General features: G+C 40.5%; 22 protein-coding genes and 2 pseudogenes. 11 read left to right on the forward strand and 13 right to left on the reverse strand.

What is annotated here, in order from left to right:
* Positions 1 to 20: 20 nt before the first annotated feature.
* The 5 genes from pglX to NL643_RS16695 all read right to left on the reverse strand — a co-directional run bounded on the left by pglX (position 21) and on the right by NL643_RS16695 (position 9,767).
* Complete coding sequence (gene pglX / locus NL643_RS16675; protein WP_253644855.1) at positions 21 to 3,704, reverse strand: BREX-1 system adenine-specific DNA-methyltransferase PglX; 3,684 nt, start codon at positions 3,702 to 3,704, stop codon at positions 21 to 23.
* 105 nt (positions 3,705 to 3,809) lie between these two features.
* Positions 3,810 to 7,556 carry a BREX system P-loop protein BrxC gene (gene brxC / locus NL643_RS16680; RefSeq protein ID WP_253644856.1) on the reverse strand — a complete coding sequence of 1,249 codons (3,747 nt, stop codon included), beginning with the start codon at positions 7,554 to 7,556 and terminating at the stop codon, positions 3,810 to 3,812.
* 133 nt (positions 7,557 to 7,689) lie between these two features.
* Positions 7,690 to 8,253, reverse strand: a complete 564-nt coding sequence (locus tag NL643_RS16685; RefSeq protein WP_023585138.1) for a DUF1788 domain-containing protein — start codon at positions 8,251 to 8,253, stop codon at positions 7,690 to 7,692.
* On the reverse strand, positions 8,253 to 8,852 hold the full coding sequence (locus tag NL643_RS16690) for a DUF1819 family protein (RefSeq protein WP_023585139.1): 600 nt from the start codon (positions 8,850 to 8,852) through the stop codon (positions 8,253 to 8,255). Before NL643_RS16690 ends, NL643_RS16685 begins: the two co-directional genes overlap by 1 nt.
* Before the next feature lie 9 nt (positions 8,853 to 8,861).
* Complete coding sequence (locus NL643_RS16695) at positions 8,862 to 9,767, reverse strand: YafY family protein (RefSeq protein ID WP_023585140.1); 906 nt, start codon at positions 9,765 to 9,767, stop codon at positions 8,862 to 8,864.
* 476 nt (positions 9,768 to 10,243) lie between these two features.
* Between NL643_RS16695 and NL643_RS16700 the strand changes: the two genes are divergently transcribed.
* The 5 genes from NL643_RS16700 (at position 10,244) to NL643_RS16725 (ending at position 13,602) form a co-directional block, all read left to right on the forward strand.
* Positions 10,244 to 10,519, forward strand: a complete 276-nt coding sequence (locus NL643_RS16700; RefSeq protein WP_023585141.1) for a hypothetical protein — start codon at positions 10,244 to 10,246, stop codon at positions 10,517 to 10,519.
* Between the two features lie 289 nt (positions 10,520 to 10,808).
* Positions 10,809 to 11,138 carry a hypothetical protein gene (locus NL643_RS16705; RefSeq protein WP_025769026.1) on the forward strand — a complete coding sequence of 110 codons (330 nt, stop codon included), beginning with the start codon at positions 10,809 to 10,811 and terminating at the stop codon, positions 11,136 to 11,138.
* Positions 11,139 to 11,291: 153 nt separating this feature from the next.
* Positions 11,292 to 11,675, forward strand: a complete 384-nt coding sequence (locus NL643_RS16710) for a hypothetical protein (protein ID WP_023585142.1) — start codon at positions 11,292 to 11,294, stop codon at positions 11,673 to 11,675.
* 143 nt (positions 11,676 to 11,818) lie between these two features.
* The gene (locus NL643_RS16715) at positions 11,819 to 12,568 is read left to right on the forward strand and encodes a DUF5677 domain-containing protein (RefSeq protein WP_023585143.1); all 750 of its coding nucleotides are present in this window, start codon (positions 11,819 to 11,821) and stop codon (positions 12,566 to 12,568) included.
* A 152-nt stretch (positions 12,569 to 12,720) separates the two neighbouring features.
* Complete coding sequence (locus tag NL643_RS16725; RefSeq protein ID WP_253644857.1) at positions 12,721 to 13,602, forward strand: DUF4238 domain-containing protein; 882 nt, start codon at positions 12,721 to 12,723, stop codon at positions 13,600 to 13,602.
* A gap of 120 nt (positions 13,603 to 13,722) precedes the next feature.
* Here NL643_RS16725 and NL643_RS16730 read toward each other — a convergent pair whose 3' ends face one another.
* Both NL643_RS16730 and umuD read right to left on the reverse strand, forming a co-directional pair.
* Positions 13,723 to 14,979 carry a Y-family DNA polymerase gene (locus tag NL643_RS16730; protein ID WP_253644858.1) on the reverse strand — a complete coding sequence of 419 codons (1,257 nt, stop codon included), beginning with the start codon at positions 14,977 to 14,979 and terminating at the stop codon, positions 13,723 to 13,725.
* Positions 14,967 to 15,392, reverse strand: a complete 426-nt coding sequence (umuD, locus tag NL643_RS16735) for a translesion error-prone DNA polymerase V autoproteolytic subunit (RefSeq protein WP_253644859.1) — start codon at positions 15,390 to 15,392, stop codon at positions 14,967 to 14,969. Before umuD ends, NL643_RS16730 begins: the two co-directional genes overlap by 13 nt.
* A gap of 530 nt (positions 15,393 to 15,922) precedes the next feature.
* Here umuD and NL643_RS16740 point away from each other — a divergent pair.
* The 4 genes and pseudogenes from NL643_RS16740 to NL643_RS16755 all read left to right on the forward strand — a co-directional run bounded on the left by NL643_RS16740 (position 15,923) and on the right by NL643_RS16755 (position 17,416).
* Positions 15,923 to 16,630 (forward strand): hypothetical protein, encoded by a 708-nt coding sequence (locus NL643_RS16740; protein ID WP_199355069.1) that lies wholly within the window; start codon positions 15,923 to 15,925, stop codon positions 16,628 to 16,630.
* Positions 16,631 to 16,748 (forward strand): annotated as a pseudogene (locus NL643_RS16745) (DUF3265 domain-containing protein).
* Positions 16,749 to 16,775: 27 nt separating this feature from the next.
* Entirely contained in the window at positions 16,776 to 17,180 is a 405-nt protein-coding gene (locus NL643_RS16750) for a hypothetical protein (RefSeq protein ID WP_222133218.1), read from the forward strand.
* A 2-nt stretch (positions 17,181 to 17,182) separates the two neighbouring features.
* Positions 17,183 to 17,416 (forward strand): hypothetical protein, encoded by a 234-nt coding sequence (locus NL643_RS16755; RefSeq protein ID WP_132982543.1) that lies wholly within the window; start codon positions 17,183 to 17,185, stop codon positions 17,414 to 17,416.
* A gap of 621 nt (positions 17,417 to 18,037) precedes the next feature.
* Here NL643_RS16755 and NL643_RS16765 read toward each other — a convergent pair.
* The 4 genes from NL643_RS16765 to NL643_RS16780 all read right to left on the reverse strand — a co-directional run bounded on the left by NL643_RS16765 (position 18,038) and on the right by NL643_RS16780 (position 21,726).
* Positions 18,038 to 18,295 (reverse strand): helix-turn-helix domain-containing protein, encoded by a 258-nt coding sequence (locus NL643_RS16765; protein WP_023585149.1) that lies wholly within the window; start codon positions 18,293 to 18,295, stop codon positions 18,038 to 18,040.
* 117 nt (positions 18,296 to 18,412) lie between these two features.
* The gene (locus NL643_RS16770) at positions 18,413 to 19,192 is read right to left on the reverse strand and encodes a hypothetical protein (protein ID WP_253644860.1); all 780 of its coding nucleotides are present in this window, start codon (positions 19,190 to 19,192) and stop codon (positions 18,413 to 18,415) included.
* A 189-nt stretch (positions 19,193 to 19,381) separates the two neighbouring features.
* A complete protein-coding gene (locus tag NL643_RS16775) occupies positions 19,382 to 20,887 on the reverse strand; it encodes a relaxase/mobilization nuclease domain-containing protein (protein WP_253644861.1) in 1,506 nt (501 codons plus the stop codon).
* An 86-nt stretch (positions 20,888 to 20,973) separates the two neighbouring features.
* Positions 20,974 to 21,726, reverse strand: a complete 753-nt coding sequence (locus NL643_RS16780; RefSeq protein WP_253644862.1) for a chromosome partitioning protein ParA — start codon at positions 21,724 to 21,726, stop codon at positions 20,974 to 20,976.
* Between the two features lie 627 nt (positions 21,727 to 22,353).
* Between NL643_RS16780 and NL643_RS16785 the strand changes: the two genes are divergently transcribed.
* Positions 22,354 to 22,857 carry an H-NS family nucleoid-associated regulatory protein gene (locus tag NL643_RS16785; RefSeq protein WP_253644863.1) on the forward strand — a complete coding sequence of 168 codons (504 nt, stop codon included), beginning with the start codon at positions 22,354 to 22,356 and terminating at the stop codon, positions 22,855 to 22,857.
* A gap of 44 nt (positions 22,858 to 22,901) precedes the next feature.
* Here NL643_RS16785 and NL643_RS16790 read toward each other — a convergent pair.
* Positions 22,902 to 23,159, reverse strand: a pseudogene (locus NL643_RS16790) (carboxypeptidase M32); the annotation flags it as partial.
* 444 nt (positions 23,160 to 23,603) lie between these two features.
* Here NL643_RS16790 and NL643_RS16795 point away from each other — a divergent pair.
* Positions 23,604 to 24,530, forward strand: a complete 927-nt coding sequence (locus NL643_RS16795; RefSeq protein ID WP_253644864.1) for an IS5 family transposase — start codon at positions 23,604 to 23,606, stop codon at positions 24,528 to 24,530.
* A gap of 300 nt (positions 24,531 to 24,830) precedes the next feature.
* On the opposite strand, the gene NL643_RS16800 is transcribed toward NL643_RS16795, so the two are convergent.
* Positions 24,831 to 25,865, reverse strand: a complete 1,035-nt coding sequence (locus tag NL643_RS16800; protein ID WP_023585156.1) for an IS110 family transposase — start codon at positions 25,863 to 25,865, stop codon at positions 24,831 to 24,833.
* Positions 25,866 to 25,995 lie beyond the last annotated feature (130 nt).

A 25,995-nucleotide genomic window follows, 5' to 3' on the forward strand; every position in this document is an offset into this window, starting at 1 on the left:
AAGGCTGCTCTATGCTTGTGTTACTTGATTACTTCTGGGTTCTTACCGTGGATCGCTTTCACATCAGCGAGTAGGTTACCGAACTTGCCGTAGTTGACTTTAACGCCGTCATCGAGGTCTAAGCTGATCTTCATTTCAGCTAAGTGTTTTAGCTCTTCATCGAAAGTGACCAGTTCAGCTTGCTTCTTCTCAATCGTTTTCAGCTCTTTGTCTATTGCCCGTAGTTCTGCACCAGAGGCTGTTGCTTTAGAGTCTTCAAGAATGTTCTTGCGGCTCTCAAGTTTACCCATAAGTGGTGTGACATATTCCGTGCGCATACGTGACAGCGTGCCTTCGTTGTAGCGATGCAGGTAAACCAAACACTCGAATGCTTTTGCTTTGCCTGAGCTAAACAGCCAATAAATAGGACGCTTCTTGTAAGTTTTCAAATGATCTTTGTAGAATTGAGTCGAGAAGTAACGACGAATAGTATCGATCGAACTTTCACCTTTTTTAGCTTTGATTGCATCAAGGCATAAGCTTTCTGCTACAAAGTCTAAGTTTTCTTGTAGGTGCTCGTCACCCCATACCGTTTTCACAAACTCGCGGAAAAGGGTAGTTGCATCATCTTCAAATACCCAGTCTTCATCTGCTAAAGGCACGATACCATCATCATCTGCAGGAAAGGTTTTCCAAGCGCCTTCTTCGACTAGCTCTTTGAAGCCATTGTTGCCAGAGTACGCATAGACTAAACCATCACGGTCGAGAGAATAGCGTCCCATCATGCAGCCAACACTATAGGATATTAGGTCGGATACATTGCGACATCTAAACTTGTTATTTTGCTCTAATTTGCATGCACTTGAATACAGATAGTCAGGATTACAGAGTAAAGTAATATCTGAATGTTCTATATCTTCATCTTCGTTGTTTGGGGTTGAAACACTACTTTTGTAGTATTTGTTAATATTAAATTCAATGTTTTTGACCTTGTTTAATATTGACTTATTCACATATACTTGCAAGTCATACGCTGTTGAAATAGTGCCACCTTCTCTGGTTAGAATAGGAAGCTTAACGAATTCATAAGAGGATTCTTTGGTAAGCCAGTCACTTTTGTATAATGAGTAAATAGTTTCAGAAGCATCAATAATTTCAGCTGAAGGTTCAATATAAGGCAGTGAAAGTACTTCTCGTGTTTGAAGACTTACGGTTGGGTTTAACAGTTTAAGAAACCTGTTAGCGGTCGGTGTTTTTAAATATGCTAGTGTCGCAGGTATACTGATATTGCTATTATCATTTAAATAGATACATGGGCCTACAGTTTCACTGATTTGGTGTTCAGGTAGGATTCGAAATGTGTTGCGGGACACCGTTAGCTTTGACCAGCTAATCCCTTGTTTTTCCCAAACGTAATTAGGTGGTATACGTGCTACCTTATCCTTTTTATAGTGAGTTCTGCTGTTGCTGTCCCACTTGACGACTAGTTCATCATTGCCATAGAAATCCTTCGCGTCACCCCCTTTAGCCATGAAAATATAATTTCCAATTCCAATTTCCCTAGAGTCTATCTCCCAGAAATAGCGTACATACTTGTCGTTATTCCCAGTTTTCAAGAGTCCATCTGAGAAAAAGTATTGACCAAGGAGTGGGTTAGTTCTAAATGATTGCAATAGGCTCTTGTCCTCCCAGTAGGAAAACGTTTGGCCTGGAATGTTGTTGAAGCTCTCTAAATCGTGTAGGTAAGGCTTTGATTTAAAGAACATAGTTTGCAATTGGTCAGAGTTGGAAATGCTGCCATGTACCTTAAATAGTTTTTTATATGTGCCTAGAAATTTTGGTTCGTTTGTTTTTCTCAATACAAAGGAACAGCTACCAAAGTCTGATCCCCAAACTCCCCGACCGTTATGTATTAGGCTATCAACATAGAAATTATCAATAATGCTCTTTCGGAACTTTTCAAAAGAAGATAAAAACATCCAGTTGGGAATTGTTATCATTGCCAAATGGCTGTTTGGTTTTAATAGTTTCATTGAACGTTCAACGAAAACTGTATATAACTCAGACTTTGATGAAGGGAAATGCCTATTAACGTGGTTTTTTAGACTTTCATTAAAATATCCGCTTCCCATATATGGAGGGTTACCTATAGCTGCACAGTAGTTTAATGCTAGGTTATAAGCTTGATTTAATAGCGGTAGCAACTCCATTGCTGCATGCTTTATCGTTGGGTTACTATTGCTTGTGCGGCTTTGAACAAGCTTTCTAAGAGCAGCTATCGATTGTAGTTTACAGCTCTCAATCTCGATGAGAGCACCTAAATTTTTACCATCTAAAAACTTTGCCACTAGGTATTGCAATAACTCTAAAAAGGCTTTATTTTCTGGGGACGCCACAATTGTTTCAGCCTGTGTATCAGCAAATAGATCGCCCATAGAACCTGTTTGTTTGTTACCATCTAAATCCAAATCAGCCCATAACTGGTTGATGTTCAGGTTTTCAGTAGATTGAATGGAATGTATATTCAATTTGATATCGCGCGAAAAAATACGTTTGTCATCCTCACGCGCTTTCATCATCACAGCAAACGCTGCCATCTGTGCCGCGCGATCATCAATATCTAGGCCATAGATGTTCTTGGTTAGAATTAGCTCTGGGATCTCTCGAAGGCGGTAGCCACGCTCGAGGTAAATTTCACGCAGTACTTCATACACTTCAACCAAGATATGGCCTGAACCACAGGCAGGGTCAAGCACTTTGATTTCTTCAGGATCAATGCTTGTCGGTGTAATAGCCTTGAGTTGTTCGATGACATCATCACTTTGCTCGGCAGGAGTGATGTAATACTCCATCTTGTCTTTCAGCTCTGAGTCAGGGTAGGTCGCTAACCATTGACGGCCTAGCGAGTTTTGTACTAAATACTTAACAATCCAGTTTGGTGTAAATAGCTGGGTGGCTGCTGGAATATCTTCGCGTTTAACCACTTTGCCGATTACAGCATCTTTGTGTTCAGAGATGTAGAACTGGTACAGCCAACCAATAACCTCGATCTGCCCTTTACCCGTTTCACTATCTTTCCAGTTATCTTCAGGAATGTCGTTGACCAAATCCTTTAGGATTGAATCAGTTTTAGTTAGGTTGTCTGGTAGTAGTAGCTCAGTAGCATCATCCAGCTTTTCAAACATGAATGGCATAGCTTCGCTTAGCTGGTGGCACTGCGCTAGAAGGAGAGTGCGGTATAGCTCTTCTTCTTTGTTGCCATCAAGCACCATGTCAATGATCTGGTCTTTGTCCAAACCAAGCTCATCTGCTACATCAGCGGCTGAGTTTAAGATTTCAAAGCCTTCACCAAACAGTGCGCCTTCGGCTTTGCTTAACACACGAAAACCGTGGTCTAGGTATTCGTTAACTTCCATATAGCGGATAGCCGTTAGACGGTTAAACCATGTAAAGGCGGTTTCGTTGATAAACTGGTTAAAGCCGTCTTTGTGTACGAACTTACCATCATGTGTGCCTAACGCTTTAATACGTTGTACTAGTTGGTTACGTTGCTGACCTTGCTTGCGAGTGTAAACTTCTTTCTCGATAATCGCGCTGTCACCATCAAGCGTGATATCGTTAATCCGATCTTCGAAAATACCGAGTTTTGCTGCTCTGCTTTTTACTGCTTCCATAAAAGCAACACGAGCTTTTGGTGCGTAGGCTTTAAGTTTGTTGGTGTTCATTGAATACTCATTTCATTCGTTTAGAAATCCACGCTCAAAGAGCGTGGTTCACTATTTATCTTTATGGTTCAGCTAGGTCTTTCTCTATGTGAGAGGCGCTGTTACTTACTTGATTCGAACTCTATGGTTCGAAGCAATTAAATCGGAAAGTTGAGTTTTCAATGCCGCTAAGTAGTTTTCTAGCTCTTCTTCCGTTTCTAAGTAAGTGGTATCGCCTAGCTCTTGGAAAACAGCCCCAGCTTTGACCGTCACAACTTTTTTCGCTTTAGGTTTTGTGACTACAGGTTCCGCTACTTTTAATGGCTCTTTGGTTGCATCCATCGTTGCAGAGGAAGTACCATAGCCGCTTGAGCTGTTAGGCTCTAACTCTAAAGTACCGTTACTACCTTTAGTGTCATTGCCAGCACTAGATTCAGCTTCTTGTTTACGACGTTCTGCTTCTAACGCTGCTTGGCGTTCAGCCGCTTTAATTTGCTGGTCGATAAAGGCATTGATGATTTCTTCAGCTTGCTCTACTAAACTCTCTGAATTTCGAAGCTCTTCGTTGATTTCAGCGATGCTGGTCAGGTGCTCTAATCGTTTTAGAGACAGTTGTAACGGGCGAAGCGCATCGTTACTGATGGTATCTGGTGCTTTAGCCTCGCTCACGTGTTGCTGAACGTCATCAATTGCAGCCTCTAGCTTGCTTGCCACTTCGTTACGGCGAGCTAGCAGCATCTCATCGTTTACAGCTCTTACCGTTTCGATTAAGCCTTGCACCTGACGGATCTTTCCGTAAGGACGATCATCGTTATATATCGCTTCCAGCTTTTCTAATGCGCTATTGGCAACTTCAGACGTTTTGAGTAGGTGACGGTTTTTCGCAAACTCGATACTCAAGGCATTCGCTAAGCTTTGCCATGTTGAGAATTGTTTTTCATAGAAGACCTCAAGCTCTTCATAATCCTCTTCAAATTCTTCTAAATCAGAACCTTGACGTAAGAATTCATCAATGAACTTGTAGCTTCCTTGTTGCTCGACAAGGGACGAAATCGAGACAATGCCATCTTCGATTTCATTTTTACCTGGGAACTTACCAGTGGTTGATTTTGCTTTGAAATCTTTCAGCTTTGCGAGCATGCTCTTTAAAAGCTGAAGTGCTTGCTCATGAAGATCTTTTTCGGTTGTTGGTGCATTCTTATGGAATACAGACTTGTACAACTTGGCTGCTTTCTTCAGGTTTGCTTCTGATTGTTGCTGAATGCGTCGGATTCGTAAGTTGGCACGCTTGGAATTTTTGTCTAAATGCTCAAAAGCACTACGCAACGGCACATCTTGCTGATTTGCTTGAAGCGTAATTTTGTTTGCGACGGCTAGGCGAGCAATCATCAGGATGATTTCGTAATCGTTCCAACCGAATGGGCGACGAGAAAACTTCTTCACCAAGTCACCAGCGGTCAGGGGACGCCCGTATTCATCACTGATTGAGATGTGTTGCTCTAGCTCGAACAGAGCGCGAGGGTTTGCTTCAACATCTGACAAATCAATATTCAATTGGCTCAAGTCGTCAACGATAAGAGTTTGCTGAATTTGTTGACGAATATCACCAGAATAGGGCGTCACATACTTAAGTTTACTGAAGGTGTCTTCGATAACCTGGCGGTATGCGTTGTCGATGATAGCAGTGGCTGTTGCACCTTTAGTTTTATAGCTCTGCCCTAACAAGTAAAAGTCTGATTGCTTAATAGCATCTTCTAGCTCAGAGACAATCTGCTTACGTCTTGCACTGTTCTCCGCTGCTTTCGCTCGGATAAGTAGTTCCATATCTGCATCACGACCTGCATTACGTTTTGTGTACTTAGCGGTACGAATGTAGGTTCGTAGTTCCCCAAATAGACGCGCCTTGTCTTGCAGTTTAATTAAGATGGCATCTTTAGATTCATTACCGCAGACAGCATCGGTCATATCGTCATAGCTAGCGTCAATTGGCGAAACAATCTTTAAGTGCAGGTCGTTGTCAATTGAGCCTTTCTCGAACGGTTGACCATTGCAGTAGCGTGAAACTGGGAAATCTTGTTTGTTCTCAGGATAGCGATAGGTTTTGCTGCTGCGTAAAATCTCTTCAAATAGGATTTTACTTAGCTCCACTGTTTCATCGGACGTTTCGATCTCTGTGTTTTGGATTTCTTTTTCGATTTCTTTTTCTTCGTTGGTTAAGAAGATGTACTCGTCTCCTTGACGAGCAATAAGAAGGTTATTTTCCAATGCGTCCAAGCTTTCAGTAATATCAATACGAAGTTGGCGTTTGTCTTGGTCAACTTCCGAGATACAAAGCGTCACGATGTTGTCGATGGTAGATTTCATCTCATCTACGTAACGGATCATAAATAGTGTTTGTAAAACTTGAACCGAGAAATCGGAAATAGAGCTTTTCTCTGCCGCGTGGTTAATGTCACGCACTACCGCAGTATCAAGGAATTTCTTAATTGAAGGATAAAAACTATAAAGCGGGATTAAACGTCCAATCTCGTCACTAACGAACTGATTAGTAGCCGTTTGAAATGCTTCGATGAGAGAACGTTCACCTTTTGCTAGGTGAGTACCCGCTGCCCCAGCTTGGGAGATACCAGAAAATACTTTTTGGATCAGGTTGTACTGGTACGGCACAAACGGGTAGCTCGATACGAAGTTGTTTGTACCTGTGAAGTTGGAAAACTCAGCCTTATTAGTTTTCTCAAAGCTTAGTTGACTTCGAATGATGTCGCCTTTTTCATTATACAAGGCTGTTAGTGCAGTTTGCGCAGGCTCTGTTTTAGCGAGTAGACGTTTCTCAATAACCTCGTTGACGTTTGAGCTTGAGAGCGAGATTCGATCAAAGCGTTGTTGGATCCGAGAAAAGTCATTTTTACGAGAACCTTGTTGCATTTGACCTAAAACAGTGTCCATGTCTTCTTGTGATGTCACTACCACCCATGCACGACCTTCACAGATTGTGCCTAAATTTTCTGTAATAGTTTGCAGCTTCAACATCATTTGAGCGTTTTGACCAATGTATTGACCAATCTCATCCACAAAGAAGCTGATGCGGCGCTCTGGGCTACCATCAAGGTATTGCTTAACCCATTTACAGAAATTTTGAATGTCTAAGCTGAAGTTGTTTTCAAGTCGCTCGATTGCTTGGCGACCTGCTTCTTCAGACTGGCCTGTTACTTTAGCAAATGCTTCAGCGAGATCGTCACGGTAAAAGTCATAAGAGTCACGCTCTTCTAACCATGATGAACCCGATAGCTCTTCAAAAGCTTGGTGGAACTCTTGCAGTTTGCCACGTGCATCTAGATCACGTTCTAGGTCTGCGATGTGTGCGTGGTCGCCCGAGTAACCCATTTTCTCATTAAAGACTTTTAGGAATACTTTTAAGATGGCATCTTCTTTGTCATCTGTGTCAGCGCGGCTATCAATGTTAAAGAGGATAACGTTGTTCTCTTTCTGGATCGCACGACGCATATCGCCCAACAGCATTTGGTCTTCTGCTAGTTTGTCTTCAAAGAAATCAATTGCTCGTTTTGTTACGCCATCATTAGATGTCTCAACGTTTTTGAGCAAGTACGACATGATTTTAATGAAGTGAGATTTACCCGAGCCAAAGAAGCCTGATACCCAGATGCCAGATTTACCCGTTTCAGACGCCTTTTTAGGGTCATCAACAGACGGCATGTAGTATTTGAAGAATTGCTCAATGTGACCTTTAAGTTCAGCGGTGATGACATACTCATCAAGTTCGACGAAGACTGTTTCGTTTCCGACTTGGTCGGCTTTAACGACGCCGTTGATAGGGCGTGAGATATCTTTTTTAAATAGCTGCTTTAAATGCATGGGAATTCCTAGCTAACTTTCTCAATTTGTTAATGAGAATATTTTGATTCAGTATTTACTTGTTTAGCGTACGTTTTGATTAGTAACTGCCTTTTCTTGGTAGCTACTTTTTCTTAACCGTCACTACGGTGCGCTATGCCAACTTAAAGGCTCGGTAATAGTTGTTTGATTCAATTCGACCAAATGGTTTAAGTGAAGCGCCATCGTATTCACCAGGATAGAACATGACCGTCGGAACTTGACCTACTTTAGCGTGCAACGCGTTGAGTAGTCCGTGACCTCGGACAATCGGCCAAACACTTCCCATTCCGTGAAGCATGATAAAATCACAATTTTCTATATTAGCTTCTTTCACGATGAACTCTGCAACTCGGTTTTGCTCCAATGGCCCTTTGAGAGCTTTAAACAGAGCTTCATCACCTTTGGCAAACTGCATTTTGAATGACTTATCCAATAATCGCCGTGATTCTAGTAGTTTGATGATCATTTCAAACAGGTTAATGCTGGCGAATGTGTAGCCACGATTTGACAGTTTTTTCTCTAGCAATTCGATATGCTCTCGAATTGCTAGTTCATGTTCAGGTTTATAGTCAAAGATGTAAAAGCCAATTTCACCACCGAGTTCTTTGTTTTGAAGGAACTCGTCACTCTCTAAACGAGATTGGATGTTATCTAAACGTTGTTGTAGTTGGAGCATTAGTAGATCTCCATAGCCTGGATGATATCGTCTCTATCCATCTCAACGAGTAGATCACGAACATCAGGGGTTATGTAAATATTGGTGAGTATTTTTGTTTTTGTGCTTTCCAAGAAACCGCCATCGGTCATAACTTTAAAAGCGACTTGAGCAATTTTGTAGGTTGAAGATTCAGACATATCGGCAAAATCAGGGTATATGCGGCACTTATCTTCCCAGAAGTACTCCCAATCTTTCATGTCAATGTTTTCGCGGTACATACGTTTAGCGTCCATCACAACAGTGCGCATGAAGTCTGCAAGCAGTGGAGAGTTCATTAAGGTTGCAGCCATCATTAACTGCGCCGCTTCCTCGTGGTTAGCATTTACAAGTGCTGATAGGAATTTGTTCCCCAGATTTGCGATACGTTTTTTGATTGTAGCCGCGTTACGCTTTGCTGAAGCTGGCGAACGCTTTTGCAGAATGTTTTGTTCAACAATGGCTTCATCCCATTGTTCTTTACTTGGATCAGATAGGAGTAACTCAGCAATTAGCTGAGCTTCAGTAATCATAAGGCTGCCACCTATTAGGTCGCCAAGGTATTTCTTATGTTCGCTCATCTTCACGTCCTATTTAATGCTGTGTGTCGGGACTGAGTGTTCTGCTTCGGGGTCGGTGTAACCTGATGCAAGGTGCAAATTTTCAACACCATATAAAGTCGGTCGGTTTGCTAACCAAAGTTGATGCTCGGGCGTTGTTTGTGTTGCATTCTCAGAGCAATCGACGTTCCAACGACGCAGTAAATAACCAGTTAAAGCCGCACGAACTTCGATTGATAATTTTCCATTTTTCATAGAGTAATCAAGCTCAATCGCTTTTGGATATTTTACATTATTTGGGTGCGGTATCAGTTCTAGAGGTACGAATCTCATCCATTGTTTATCAGCCAGCATGGTTTGAGTCTGAAGTACGGTGTTGTCCGACAGTTCAGCTTTGGTAATTCGCGAAATGACAAAATCGCGGAACTCGCTCGTCTGGCAATCGTATGCACGAATATGCCAGCGTAGTCCGTTATCGACGATAGAGTGGGGGATAACAATTCGGGTGCTTTCGCCACTGCTTAAAGAGACATAGCGAATCTTCACCGCTTTGTTGTTTAGCGCGGCTTGAGTTAGCACGGCTATGATGCTGGTATCAGGCGCATTAAGCTGACTCGGTGTTTCAAATGGTATGCCTAAACCATTAATGACGCTGTCTTCCCCTGAAAGCTGATTTGCAAGCTTTCCGAGCGTGTCATTTGCGTTGTGGTTAAATAGTGGGACAAATGCTTTTGTTTGAAAGTACCGCTTCTCAGCGTTGTCGTAGGTAAGGTTATGGGCCGCTAACTCTTTGTATAAGTTGATATCGCGAGTCGCGTTGGATAGCCCCATTTTAAAATGTTCTACAACTTCGGAACGTGTAAAGTGACCAACAAACATTAACTTAAAGTCAATGAAAGCAAGCCTTTGTTTTTGTGCGTAGTTGAGATTATCCATGGATTTCATGCTATTTTTTATTTGGGCATAGTATGAACCATTTTGGGTTAGACTTCAATTTGAGATATGACTCAGGCAGACATAACTCACTAGAACTAATCTATGCACTTTTCTCAATATTATATCAGCATAGATAGTGAGATTATCGCTGAGTCGCTGAGTAGATAGAAGAAGCTGTATGGCTCTGCCATACAGCATTCCTAATGTTTAGTGTTCGCTTAATTGACCCTTTCACGTCAAAGGGTTCCGAAAATGTGCCTGCCCGTTTGGAGAAATGAATCACACATGTACGGTGTTGTATTTGATGGATTGATTCAAACCATTAAAAATGGAACAAATGTTCCTGAATGGAATTAACTCTCTATAAGTCTAAGGTTTTATTTTATTCTTATTTGAATAAAATCAATGGATTAAGTTTTTTATGTAATGGCATGCTAATTGTATCTAATTACTAGAAAAACAAACGAGGATAGGCAATGGCATTACTACATTATGCAAATTTAGAAGAACATCGGCCAGATATACTCCTTCAAAAAACATTTAATGGCTTGGAGGATTTTTACAAATATCTAGACAATACAAAAAGATATTTAGAAAGTTCAGGTGCGGTCAAACGCCTTCGCTGGGAGGTTGTCGACAGGGAGGTTAATCCTGTTGGAGAGCGAAAGGATGTGAAGGGAGTCTGGATACAGCTATTGGAAGTAGATGGTTCTACTCAAACCCTTGTCTTGGTCTCATTCTCCTATGTCTAATTGGCAAAGGAGGGAGTGGATTCCATACATCATCTTAGCGCGAAAGTTTACTCACAATCTGTGATTGTACGTTTGCCTTATCTGTAGCTATCCGAGGGAGTGTCGAAGTAAGCTTTTTAAAAAATTATCCGTCATTTTTGCAGTCTAATACCCAACACCTCTCATTAACCTATTGATTATAAATTGAACTGTGATTGGAAAGGCTGCATGATAGGAGTATGAAAGGCGGCTAAAAGCCATATAAAAAGCGTTATGTGCTCTAATGATAGTTAATAAGTAGGGTGTAGAAATGGAATTGGATCAGTTTGTAGCCAAGTCATTGATAATGATATGTAAAGGTGTACATCAAGCTCAGCAAGAAGTCATAGAGTTCGGTGCATCTATTAATGAAAAGCCGATGGCAGGTGGAGAGTCTTCTAATCATCTTAAAGCTCAAAATAGTACTTTGATGCAAACCGTTGAGTTCGATGTTGCTGTTGCAACAGAAGACAATGGTAGTGGTTCAGCTAAAATCTCTGTTCTAGGTTTGGGATTAAGTAAAGGTGGTGATACCAAGGATAGCATTACTTCGCGAATTGCTTTCAAAGTTCCAATCTCGCTTCCTCGAAACTCAAAATAGTACGCACATAACAAAGCATTTAAGAGTGATTCCCAACGCTTAGCATTTTTCATTCCATCGTTGGTATAGTGTTTACGGTGGTATGGTTAGGTTTGGTGGTAGCGTTGCTCACACCTTAATGCGGCGTTAGTATTAACGAGGAAATTGGAAACTATGGCGAATTCAAAAGATGACAAGTTAGGCAGTGGCAACTCTTCTTTAAATCACGCAACTCAGAGATTACTTGGTTTCGATAAGGCTCGCTTCGACAACTTGGAGCAGTTTAATCAAAAGGTTGAGCGTTCACTTAAAGACCCAAGCCCAAGTGACAATAGCTATAAGCAGCAGTTATTGAAAGCTTACGGTGAGTTGTACAATCACCATACTTCTTTTACACAGGAAGAACAGCTTATTGATCGTATGGAGCGCAAAGCTCACATACGAAACATTTTTTTCCGAGGAGTTACGACACTAGTAATAGGTTTTTCAATTATGTTGGTCTATTGGGTAGCTGGCTGTCTAGGTATATCTATGCCACTTCTGAGGATGCCACTTTAATGCAAATAAAGCGTTTAAGACAGATTCGCAACGCTTAGCATTTTCAGTTCAAGTTGAGTTTTGTGTTTACGGTGCAATGGTTTAAGTTTGGTGGCTGGCGTTGTTCACCACTTAACGCGGCGTTACACGGCTAAGGTGGTTCAATGGAAAATTATCACGAATCTTTTAAAAAATATGAGTCTGCGCTTTTAGAGTGTACAAAGCTGTCTCAAGAGTGCGCTGGAATACCATCACCCACCAGTTCTCATTTTTATGCTTCGCTGTTGTTTACGAAGTTGTGTAATTGCGCTCACTCCATAGGTCGCTTAGCTCCAAAACCCGACCTGATAGGCAAGGATGCTCACTGGGATTATAGTTCTGTTGCATCTTTAACTAGAGATCTAATTGAGTGTTATCTTACTTTTTATTACCTGTGTATTGATAAATGCTCAAGTGAAGAATGGAATGCTCGGTGGCAATTAATGAATCTACACGACCATCTGTCAAGGGTTAAAATGTTTAATGCGTTAGGCATGGACTACGAGGAAAAGGAAGAAGCTAAGTGCGTAAAAAATGAAGTCATAGAAAATTTAAAATCAAACAAATGGTTTCGTAAATTATCTGATAAACAACAAGCACATTTTTTAAAAGGTCAAAATGCCTTTTTCAAAAGTAAGGATGAAATTCTGACTGCTAGTGGTGGTGACGTCTCAGACTTCAGGTTTAAATACATATTTGCATCTAACCATACCCATACTTTTCCAATGGGGTTCTATAGAATGGCTGATGGTAATAGAGGTCGTGGTGTCGAATCACAAGTAGAGATTCAATACACAGGACTTTGTCTCGAGTGGGTTTCGGAGTATTTACTCAAAGCAAAAGAACAATTCGACGATAAATTTGAAAACATGTAATAGTGTAATCCACCGTGTAACAAACTGTTTAAGAGTGATTCGCAACGCGTGGTATTTTTACTATGCGTTGCGTTTAGTGTTTAAGGTGGTATGCGGTGGCCTTTGTATTGCGTTGTTCGCACCTTAACAGGGCTATATGTACGAGGTAAGTATTGAGTTCAATTAATCATCACTATGTCCCACAGTTGTATTTACGAGGCTTTATTGCTGAGTCTGGTCGTATTCAAGTTTTCGATAAACATTTGAATTCATTCAAGAAAAATAAGCAAACACCTCGAACGATATTATTCGAAAAGCATAGGAATACAATCACACATCGAGGTGTACGAACGGATGCACTAGAAAAGCTCTACGGGACAATTGAAGCACCATTGGGGCAATTTTTCGATTTAGTTCGCAAGGGCTTGTCGGCGAATGAACTAATATCTAAAGAAGGAATTTATCTACTAAAGGTATTTGTAGCGTTTCAATTTTGGCGAATGCCTTTGTTAGATCCCTTTGTAGAACAGTACATTAAAACTCTAGACTTAAAACGGTTTGGAAACAGAATTACACTGAATGGTGTCAACATTGGCGATTGTGATCAAATCAAAAGCGCACTAGAAAATGACTCTGGGTTCAGACATTACTTTCGTAGCTTTATGCTACCTCTATTAACGTTTGATTTTAGGGTGCATGACAGTGATTACGAATCATGGAAAGTCCATCATGTTTCGCCAGAATACGGAGGTTGGAACAACTTTTTAACGGGAGATAACCCGCTACTTTTTGACGATTTGACCGAGATGTTCGCATTTAAGTCTAAGTTTATTATGCCATTATCAAATAATCAGTTGATCACCTTTTCGCCAGTACAAAATCTCGCTATGGATCTAGGGCCGCTTTTTACAACTTACTTAGCAATGGCTACATATAATCAGTGCCATCGATATGTAGTAGGGACTAATAAAGACTATATTGAGCAAATAAAGTTATTTTTGGGGTCGGAGGTAGAGCCTTCAGATTTGAGGGCGGAGTTATTTACATACATATAGCAAGCATTTAAGGTTTCAAGATACTTTTACTAATCGGATATAAGCGATTTACCAAATTTCGCGTAACTCGCTTGTACTAACGCAGCTCACAGAAAATACACCTTGATAAGAATTGAACTGTTAACACCTTACTTTAGGTATATCTAGCCAGTTGGTTGTATATTGCGGAGTAAGCATTTCTCTCCGCATGCTCCATTTCTGCTCTATGCCTTGGGAACCCAAAAAAAGCGTATCAGTGCCATACCGATTATTAAGACTATCAAACACTTTCATTAACTTATCATTACTCGGAGTTTGATTTAACAGATCTAATTGTTCGTGCAGCCCATTAACTAGATCGATCAAACCGATGCCAATTTTGTAATAACGTACACCTGGTTTGAACAATTGTGTTGCTGCCTTCGTAGCAATTTTGACCAACTGCATTGAGTCAGCAGTTGGATATGCAAAATGATGAACTATACGGAAGCTCTGAGGTTTATCATCAAATGGGGAATTGGAAGCAAAACAGAGCATAGCTTTACACAGCGACTTTTGATTTCGTGCTTTATGTGCTGCTATAGCGGCGTGTTTACTTAGTGCTTGCTTCAGTAGTTCAAGGTCGGTGATTCTTGTTCCAACACTACGAGTTGAGTAAATCTGCTTTTTATCAGCTCTAGCTGTGTCCCAGCCCTTGCAAGCGACACCATTTAATTCACGAACGGTTCTTTCAATTTCTACTGAAAATTCCCGACGTGCTTGTTCTGGGGCATACTGAGACAAATCATAAGCCGAGTTAATCCCCATATGTTTTAATCGTGTTGATATTTTTTTGCCCACTCCCCACACATCACCAACTTCTAGCTGCTTTAATATAGAGGTACGCTGATGTTCATTGTCGATAACGCAAACGCCCTTATAGCCTTGAATTTTTTTAGCTGCATGATTGGCAATTTTGGCAAGGGTTAGCGTTGATCCCATACCTATACATACTGGTAATCGACACTCTTTCCAAACTGTTCGTCGGATTAAAGAGCCATGTTCTCGTAAGTCTTTAATTGCAGGAAAGCAGCGATGAAAGGAAAGAAATGATTCATCAATGGAGTATACATATTGTTCAGGCGCAAACCGCCCGATGACATCCATCATTTTGGACGACAAATCTGCGTAAAGTTCATAATTAGATGATAGAGCAATTACACCTTTTAACTCACACAACGCTTTGACTTCAAAGTAAGGTTTAAACTTTGTTATACCTGCTTCTTTAGCTTGACGATTAGCTGCAACAACACAGCCATCATTATTCGACAGAACGACTAAGGGCTTACCTCTCCACTCGGGTCTAAAAACTTGCTCAGCACTACAATAAAAGGAATTAGCATCAACTAGGGCAAACATAATTTTCTACGAGATGAGAGTAAATAGCTTGGGCGGTGACAACGGATAGATCGAATCACTACACCTTCAATCGAAAATGTATCTTGAGCATGAATACAGATAGGCATCATTGTTTCATTTGCAGATAAGAGTGATCGACGCGAAATATCTAACATTTTACAAACGAACTCACCATTGTAATTGGCCACGATTACATCAAGGTTTTGGACGGCAATGTGACGATCTACAATCAACAAGTCACCATCAAAAATGCCAATCTCTTGCATAGATTCCCCCATTGCTTGTCCGATGAATGTAGCACTTGGATGTTCAACTAGCAGTTCATCAAGGCTCATTCCTATTTGTTTGTAATCAGCAGCAGGGCTTTCAAAGCCTGTAATACCAGCGCTTGCAAAGATAGGGATAACTTTCATAACAAAAAATAACTGTACACATATACAGTTATTTTGAGACTAAACAGTTTAATCGTCAAGGGCATTAGATAGAAAATAACGCACTTATCCTACTAAGTGTTTTAGGATGTATCGGGTCGACAGTAGGGCTACCTGTCGTGCATAATTCGCCAATTTCATATACATACACCGATAAAAATGCTTGAAAAGAGGGTAGGGTGTAAAGGGACTTTCTTTACGCTGCGGGTTAGTCGTCGATTGCTATTGTAGAGTTTTGATACTGCGAGTCTGGCTGAAGCATTTATGCCCCAAAATCGTTCAGAGCTAATACTCTACACATTTAGGGGGCGTGCGTTTACCCTACTAAAAGTTATTCGATGGAGTTGATAATTGTTCATTATCATCATTAGGAGACATCTTGCAGTCCAACTTCCCTTCATGTGGTATAAGTTATTGATTGTCAGTTGAGTTAATATGCAAAAGACTGCCTTATCGAAGGATGAAAGACTACTACGTGTTGTCTAATAGGTGTTAGCCGTCAGGAGTAAATAGTGATATTTCGAATAGTAAATGTATTAGTATTATTTGGATGTGTGTATTGGTTTGCTACTGACGCTAGCCCTGAGCCTGTAATCGTATTTCTTGCTAGCATCGGCACATATTTCCGAGATGCTGTTCATGGAGTAATTGGCTCCCGCTTTATTTCTTTATCATCTCGTAATCCTTTGATTCGAACTTTTACAAATCAGAAATACTCTTTCATCTCTGATACTTACATCTCACCAGCAATCATTGAAGATTTAAACGGCTGGTTATCAGATACAGGAGATCAGGTTGTAGCAGTTAACATCGCGGATTCAAATGGGAGTAATCGCTATTTTGGTGATATCACCGTTGAGAGTGTTGCTGATGGTTATCCTATTGTGCGATTTCAAGATAATGAAAAGACGATTGTGTACCAGTATGTTGGTTGCTCATTTAGTGGGGTTCATATTTTAAGGTTAACCTCAAATTATGGTGGATCTGGGTCATTTAACTACCTTATGCTTCTTACTTTAACCACGGACTCTAGTGTTGATTTTGAAAGGGAAACGAAAGCCACCTCAAAAGATCGATTGGTAGTTAAAAAAGTTGGCTCAATCTCTTTAGGCGACCGATATAATGGTCATGTTTCATATAAATGGGGTTTTCTTCATATATCTCCATCTGACAGTATGCAGTGCTTAAAAGATAAAAAAGAAAAGGTGTTTGTCTTGTAGTTGAGGGCTAACAAACTGTTCAAGAGGGATTCGCAACGCGTGGCATTTTCACTATGCGTTGGTTTTAGTGTTTAAGGTGGTATGCGGCTGCTTCGGTATTGCATTGCTCACCCCTTAACAGGGCGTTGTGTTTATCGGAGGAATGATGCCTGAATATGCTTTATTAAATAATGTTGTCGACTATATGGAAGAGCATGGTCATACATATAAAACCGTTCATCTCGATATAGACGAAAAATTGGTTCAAGAGATTAACGAGGTTAACAAAGCTAAGTTCACTCTTGAACAACTAGAAAAAGCGGCAGACAAGTGCTTAGCGCATGAATGGCTTAAGCATGCGTATTTAGGTGGTGGTAAGTACAACGGATTACAAATAACACCTAAAGGAATTGGTGTTGCTCGCTCTAAAAAGCGTTCGGATGAACTTAAGGCAAACAGGTCGTTTTTGAAGAAAACCTCAGATTACATAGAGGAACACAAGGGGCTTTTTGTTGTTCTAGGTTTTCTTCTAGCGCTAGCGACGCTTGGTCTTAAAGTGATGGAGTTTTAATAATGGATGACGGCAACTTTACTGTTGAACTTAAATGTCTGTTTTGTGACTGCCCATTAGAGGGGGAACCCGATCAGGAATTTTCTTCAGGGGACTTAATAAAATGTCAAAACTGTAACGAATTAAATGATTACGATGCGTTGTTAGACGTAGCGGCAGAAGAGGGGCTGACAATAGTTCAAGCACACTTAGACGACCATTTAAAAAAGACATTTGGTAAGCTCTTTAAAAAATAAACATAAAAAACAGTTCAAGAGGGATTCAGCACGCGTGGCATTTTTGGTATGCGGTGGTTTCGGTGTTGAAGTGCCATGCGGAAGCTTGGTCATTGCGTGCTTCACCCCTTTACTGGGCGTTATATGCAAAAGGAGTATTTAATGAATATCGTTCTATTTAAAAGGCATTGATTAAAACGAGGAGTCCATATAAGGTGCGGAGAGCTTTATTGATCACGAAAGAGTACTGGACAACCTCTTTCCTGCTCTCATTGCCTTTTGGCTACAGCGTATTAACCACTTCCGCTGTTTCATCACATGACGCACCTTACACGGATTCACGTATGTTCATCATACTGACTACCTAGCACTTACCCGATTCCGTGGTTATCAGGAGGATCGTTCTCTCACGATTTCAATCCCGATCGGTATATGACCAATCTTCGATACATTGTCAGAGCCGTTGCTTTATTCAGGCTCCTAGGTTCATCTGGTGATACAGATGGTTCACTCGTTGAGCGGTGAACAGCGCTTCATACGACTTCACGTCGCACGTCCAGTTGTGAGCTACAATTTCAGCAGCACTCGATTTCGTTAAGCATGCCGACTTCGCTGTATTCCCATGCGTGGGAATGACTTGACTCACCATTCCTCTCCGTCATCATCATACGACTTCGGGTAGATACTTTCGCTTTTCTGAACAATATGCATTTCAAGATTTAGCGACGATAAGATGCGAAACAATGTCTGAATGCTGGTGGTTTCTGGATTAAGTTCAAACTTAGAAACGGTGTCCTGCTTAAGTCCAACTGGATCAGCAACTTTAGTCTGAGACAGATTCTTGTGTTTTCTTTCGTCACGTAGATGTATTGCTAACTGCCTTGGTGATGTTATCAACATAACAATTCCTCGTATTTACCCTTAATCAAGGGTAAATGCGGTTTTACCCTCGGTCAAGGGTAAAAGGAAGCTTTAGCGTGTGAGAATAAGGGAACAGCCCCGATGGGGCTGTTGGTTCTAGTTTGTGTTTGTTCCTGCTTTCGCTAAGTATTCGATTAGCTTTTGAGCATCTTTACCTACTTTTTTTGATGCTTGCTTGTGATTGAAAGGCGTTAAAGTACTAGCGTGAGGTGCAAATCTTTTTAAGTTTGATGCATGAGAGATTGATGCAATACTTTTTCTTTTCGCTCTTATAGCTTGTAAGTTATTACTGTCGTAAAGACTAAATAAATGGTCATTGAACATAACAACAGGGAACTTCGCTGCATTTAGCCTTAAAGTCATTCTGTATAGCGCTTGATGTAGCTCTTGCGCTTCTTCAGCATTAATCTCATCTTCACTTTCTAGCTCGTCAAACATCTCTACAGCTTCATGCAGTTTCGCAGCTATTGCACAAAGAGAATGCTTATCTTCATTGATAACAACACTTTGCTTTTCATGTAGTTCTTCTTTGCGGTACTTCTTGTATAGTTCATTAGCTGGTTTGAAGTGAGACATGATTTCTTCAAAGTTGTGGTCAGTGATTTCGTACTTTCCTAATTTAGCCTCTTCAGTACCATATTTAGCAATAAGATCTTTTATAGATCGTGGAGAAGTTGGGGCTGTGATAGGTAGCTTTATTAATGTTACATGCGTTGCGTTGCCGCTCGAATTTGTTAGCTCTGGGTCTCTAACAATGATGTAAAGCATCTTTCCACTTTTGTTTTTCTGAAAGCGCGGAAGGGGGGATTTTTTCTGTTTTGGTGTGACTGTAACGTTATCAGCTAACTCATTATTTATCTTTTTAAAAATACTCATATTATTATCTTTTTATTATTATATTTATTATTTTTGTTATAATTTAATTGTATCATTTAAATTTATAATATCAATCATAATTTAAGTGTTTATATTATGATTATTATTTAATTTAACGATTTTAAATAATAAATTATTTGTTATTTATCTTTTTAAAATAAAAAGAGAGCTTCAGCTCTCTTTTTTTAATTAATATGTATTTTCAGCGATATCTTTTGACTTTTTCTTGATATTGCGTCTTATATTCTGCTTTTTGTTGTCAGCAAAGATACCTTCGTTTTCATATGTTTTTTCTATATTTTCAATGGTTTGTTCTATTGCTAACTCTTGATCTTCATGTGTTGCAACGGGTGTAACTTTCAAGTCCCAATGATTCTTCTTGCTTAGTTCGAACAAGATTAGAAGTAGATGGTAGAAGAATTTACTTAGCGTCTTAGATGCAGAGTATATGCCTTTCTCTTGCTCATAAATCGTGTGAACGAAAGCTTTGTCGCGTTTGTTGATGCGCTTGCCGTGGTACAACCAAAAATCTATCGCATCCTCTATCTCTTTTTGATATTGCTTTCTGCATGAGATAATGAAGCAGTTAAACATGTGCTTATCCCAGTCTTCCATCTGTTTTTTTACTTTATCGGCATGCTCTTCAGCATCTCTTCTTACTGTTTCAAATCTTTGCTCTGAAAAATCTTTTTGCGATTCAAATATTTCTCTAACTTCATAATTTTCAACTTGTAAATTGTCATAGCTACTTATAATATTTGCATCACTTGTTAGAACACCAGATTTTATTAATCCACCTAAGGTGAACTTGTTCCCACTTCTAAGCTTAGATGCGGGTATGATGAAGTCATTGTATTTGTAAACAAGACCAATGAATTTTTCATTGTTTCTGTCTTCTTTAAGTATTATCTCAACGCCGTTTCTTAATAGCGCTATTTGATAAAGAGCCAAGCTCGCTTTACTAGTGTGCTCATCGTTTACACCTAGTTTCGTTAGATTATTTGCCCTGGCTTGCACTAACGCTGGCAGCTCTTTAATGCTTGATTCAACTAAGCGTCTCATCATCAACTTCACTGAGTGAGAGTGCTTGTCCGAAGTGACTGCTTCACCTTTTGCTATTACTGATGCTGAGTTTTCTAGCTGTCTTAATCCAAACTCTTTTTCTTGTTCGCGCATTACCTCTTGGGCGGTTTCAACAGACATCCAGTTCGATATCACTTTGTTTGTTTCCAAGTCTTGTGTTGATACTATTATGTGTACGTGCTGAGAATCAGTATCTTCGTGTCTAAATGCGATGTAGCGTGCGTTTTTGTAACCTAGGCGGTTCATTGTCTTTCTAACGGTTTTACGCCATTGCTTGTTTGTAAGTCGCTCTCCTTCGTCTATAGATATGACGAAGTGGCGAAAAGGGTGTTTGACTGTAGGGTTGTGCTTATAGCTGCTTTGCAGTTCAGTGATAGCATCGTGCCAGTCTGCACCCGTAGCCAGTTCGCCCATCTCAACAGGGATAGAGTCTATTTCGTTAGCGCAGATGAAGAATGAGTGACCTTCTGATGCTGGAGCATGTTTTGTTTTACCCGCACCGTACTTCACTAGGTTGTCGGCGTCTTTTTGTTTAGCGCCATATTCGACGAGGTTCTGAGCGTCCTTTGCGGTTTGTTGGCTTCTTGTGCATTCTAATTCTGTAAATATCATTTTATTATCTCTTTATTATTATTGTGAGTGAGAAAGTAATAAGTAATGTAGATAAGCCCTCCTTGAACAAGGAGGGAATTCAGGCTTTATAATTCAGCTTCTTCTAGTATCTTTTGTTTGCATAGCTCGTCTAGCTGACGCGAAGATAAGTATTTTAAAGCTAGTACCTTAGCTGTTGCTGATGAGTGAGAATCTATTGCTAGCTTGCGTGTAGCATCAACGCTCTTCTTAAGCTCTTTAATGCATTTACTTAGTTTAGCTAATTTAGCGCTGTCAGCATCTTCAATGTCTTCTGAAAGCACCTGTAGGGCTTTTGATAGCTCTTTAGTTTCTTTAAAGTACTGTAAATACGCTTCGTCATTGTTCGGTCGCGGCTCGATTTGGTTTGAGATAATGTCTCTCAGAAAAGCAGCATTAGATCGGTAGTTGTTACTATTTCTGCACGCTATGAAGTGCCTATGTGCTTCTTTAGTTACATGTGTTTTTATTGCTACATTGCATAAGTCTTTTGTTTCTTTACGCTCTTCTTTGAAGCCGTTTTCTACTGCGTCGAGTATGTGACGCGAGTCATCAACAGCATTTTCATCAAAGCTATCTGCATTATGTTTAACGTAAATGCTTTTTACTATGAAGTTGCAAAAATGCGCATGAGAACTAAATGTAATTTTTGATGTGTTTGAAAATTGCGGAAGTAAAGATGGTACAATAAATTGTAATTCTTCTAAGCTGTAGTCTGTTTGCTCGATAAGCGCCATTAGCTTATCTTTATTTTCTCTTTTTGTGTTAGCTACTACTTCTCTTACTATTTTATTTAAGTCTTCTTTTTCTGAAAGCTTCATTTTATTATTTCTCTTTTATTATTATTTTATTTTTATTATCTATAGAGCAACAGCGTGCGACTTAGCGATAACTGCGAAGCATGTTAGCGCAACCGACCAAAGGGAGGCTAAAGCTACGAACGACCTATTTGGAACAAATAGGGAAGAGCAGTATCCGCTTGTTATCTTCTATATATTTATATTGTAAACTTATTAATATTATAATGTCCATTAAGATATTATTATAAAGTATATTATTTTAATCAAAAATGGTCTTCGTGCATCGTGTTTTGTCCGCACTGCATGTAAGCAGTCAAAGTGCGATGCACGAAAAGTCATTCTACGTGTATGCATATTTTCTACTTAAACATGCAATATCAATGCATATATACTATTTGTCTGAAGAAAGTAACTAATGCAGTGTGGAGCTATTTTTATAAAATAAATGAGGGAGAGGTGTTTTCTTTTTATTTCTAAATAAATTGGGGCAGGGTTATTTATATTTTTAAAATACAATGCACTCGTTATGCGATGGTTTTGTAAATAATTTGTATGGTGATTACTGATTATTTTTAAATGAGTGCTTTATTTGCTCTTTGATTTGCCTTAAATTATACACAATGAAGACCAAAAGTAGACATCAAAACAATGAGTAAAGAGCTAACAAACGAGCAACTGCAAGCACTTCTACAGTCACCAGATCTCGCCGAAAAGCTAGCTTCATTGGGTGGCGATGCTGTTCAAGTATTCACTAAAGCAGCGACAGACGCTGTACAAGTGCAGAAAGAGAAACAGGAAGCTGAACGTAAGCAAAAGATTGAAGGCTTGATTGATAACATTGAGCGCGATTTAGAAGAAGAGTCGATCTCGAAAGAAGAGTTTGCATTAGCTATTGCTGCTCGCTTCAAGGTAGCTGTTGCAACTCGCACTAGAAGCACAAAGACCAGCAATAACAAAGAGAGAAAGAACGCACCGACACGTCCGCAATACCGCATTGTTTTAGATGACGAAGAGCACGTCTGGTCTGGTAAAGGACGCTCTCCAGAAGCTTTCAGAGCTGCAAAAGAGAGCGGTGAGTTAGATAACTACAGAATGAGCGAAAAACAAGTACGAGAGTACATGGAAGCACATCCTGAAAAATACGGTTCATAATCACTATTTATAAAAACCAGCTTATCGAGCTGGTTTTTTGATGGTTACAAATAACGATTGCGCAAGTGCTCTTTAAAATGAAGAGGATTGAGTGTTTCACCTGTAGCTTGTTTCACGAGTTCGTCAGTTGTTAAGAGTTAACCTTTGCTCCAGATGTTATCTGATAGCCAGGTAAAGATTGGCGTGAGATCGCCGTTTTGGATAGCAGTGTCAACATCCACTTTCTTCTTCATAGTTGCCATAAACTGAGCCGCGTACATAGCTCCCAATGTATAGCTCGGGAAATAGCCGAAGCTTCCTGTACCCCAACGAACACTGAATGCTAAACATTCGCACCCTTCAGAATCAGAAAAAACTTAAAAAACTTAATTATAAGAATAGGTGCATGCAAGACATCCACTGGTGTACTGGTAAATGAACACTGATATCTATTTTTTCAGCGAAGCACAGAGGTTGAAATGGGTCTGACAATAAAAATGCCGTTGCATTACTTGTGGCGGATTCGTCAAAGTCATCAATGTCGGTTTCTTCGCTAACCTCATATCTGCTTTCCTAAGTTTATCTTTTAAGAGGTTATCTCAAAAACACGCAATCGACTTGCTTCTTTCTAATGATTGTACGCAAAGTCAATCGAATATTTTACTACGCGAAATTGAACTGCCGCATTAGCCATTGGATGTTTTGTAGCGAGGTTTGGCCATTGGTCTAAGTATTTGAATGAGCTTAGCTGATCAGATCATAGCTTCTTGCCTAAACCTCGTTACAAAACAACTAACTGGAAGCAGTACAATAAAGCCTTAATCAACCGTGGTTCTCTGACCTTTTGGATTGATGAGGAAGCGATAGCTGAGTGGAAGCAAAACAAACAAGGCAAGCGTGGTAGACCTCGCCGATTCAGCGACTTAGCCATTACTACCGCACTGATGGTGAAACGCGTTTTCTCTATGCCATTGAGAGCGCTGCAAGGTTTTCTAGACTCCGTATTTAAGCTGGCTAACATCCCGCTTGTTTGCCCGCACTACACCTGTATAAGCATAAGCCGCCGAGCTAAGGAAGTTGAAGTTTCATTTAAAACCAAAACCAGAGGAGCAATACAACATCTGGCAATTGATGCCACTGGCCTCAAGGTTTATGGCGAAGGTGAATGGAAGGTCAAGAAGCATGGTACTGATGGGAAGCGCAGAGTCTGGCGTAAGCTGCATATCGCAGTAGATACACGCACCCACGAAATAATCGCAGCAGAGCTGAGCTTATCTAACGTAACCGATGCCGAAGTACTCCCCAACTTACTCAAGCAGACACGTCGTAAAATCATTGAGATATCAGGTGATGGCGCTTATGACACAAGGAATTGCCATGATGCTATACGGTTCAAGCGAGCGGTTCCGCTTATCCCGCCACGAGAAGGGGCTACCTTCTGGGAACAAGGACACCCTCGCAATTTAGCAGTAGGTTGTCAGAAGCTCTACGGCTCCAACAAGAAATGGAAAAAGCGGTATGGCTATCATAAGCGCTCGCTATCAGAGACAGCAATGTATCGGGTGAAACAGTTGTTAGGTGGAAAATTAAGCCTGAGAAACTACAACGCTCAGGTTGGCGAGACTTACGCCATGATCAAAGCACTGAACAAACTTACAGGGCTTGGTATGCCAGAAACTCAGTATATTGTATAAAAGTCGCTCAACTTTAGGAGGTTTGGTTTCTCGTCTGAATTACGCAACATATATGGGCGCACCTCAGGATGCAATGGCTAATTGAATGATACGGTCGCTAACATATATCCGACGTCTTTCTAGGTCGATAATAAACCTGCGCCATGATGTAATCCGCCCCTCACTGTCTTTTCAAAGCCTCGGTTTCAATAACCATGTTGCGTTATCAGAGTGTAGTAAGGATGGTTCACCGTTTATTCATCAGCTATTGCAAACTCAGTTGCTTCTCTAGGATAACTCCTTAGAACTTGCTATTTTTTATCAAACAGGCTTAAAGGCCTGATTAATATCGTATTCACTATTTTTCATCAAGATGTGCCATGCTACCCGACCGAGCTTGTTTGCAAGAGCGACAATCGCTTTTGCTTTGCCTCGGCGTGCAATGAGTCCTCTCAACCATGCTCCCATAGAATCCACTTTGTTAGCTCCACACCGAACCACTGCGCGAGCGCCGTGAATAAGTAATGCTCTTAATTCGCGATTACCATTCTTCGATAGAGAGCCGAGACAACTTTTTCCACCTGTACTATTTTGTTTTGGAACCAGGCCACACCATGCTGAGAACTGGCGACCATTTTGGAATTGGTGTCCAGTACCTACCTCACTAATCAGTGCCGCTGTCAAAATCGGACCAAAACCAGGAATATTCCGAATAGCCTCATACCTTGGATTTTGCTGACTCAACATGGTGACACTTTGGGTCATTTCATCTATCTCTTCGCTAAGGCTGACAAAGTCACAGTATAAAGTTTGCAGTAAGTTCCTCATTACTGGGGAAAGATCATTCTCTGCATCTTCAAGAGCTATCGGTAAATGACTTCGCAAAGCTTTAATAGACAAAGGGAAAACCACTCCGTATTCAGCGGCGAGTCCTCTGTTCTGGTTCGACAAGGCAGTTCTGTTCTCCACCAAGCGTTTACGGACACTGCGTATTGCTTTGAGGTCTTGTTGCTCAACAGACTTAACAGGAACAAAATGAATATCAGGCCTAGAAAATGCTTCGCAAATTGCTCTCGCATCATTAGCATCGTTCTTTTGTCGCCCAACAAATGGCTTTACGTGCTGAGCTGGGATAAGAGCTACGCTATGTCCAAGCTCTTGAAATATTCTGCCCCAATGATGCGAAGTTGCGCATGATTCCATCGCAATAGCCGTTTTCTCTGGTAATTGACGGACTGTATCAAGAAGCTTGTCACGCTTTACCTTTCGGTTTGACAAGATTTGTCCATCAGAACTCAACACGCATACTTGAAAGAGGTTTTTGGCTATATCGATACCGACAACTTTAATAGACATGATGATTACTCCTGCTCTTACTGGTTGCACCATTAGTTTGGTACAACGGTGCTAGAAGGGAGATGCGTCCATCACATCAAAGCCCAAAGCCATCACTAATTATCTGTCAAAGCTATATTTCCGTTGAAAG

Source organism: Vibrio sp. Y42_MX_L11, assembly GCF_024181785.1.
Lineage (GTDB): Bacteria > Pseudomonadota > Gammaproteobacteria > Enterobacterales > Vibrionaceae > Vibrio > Vibrio diabolicus.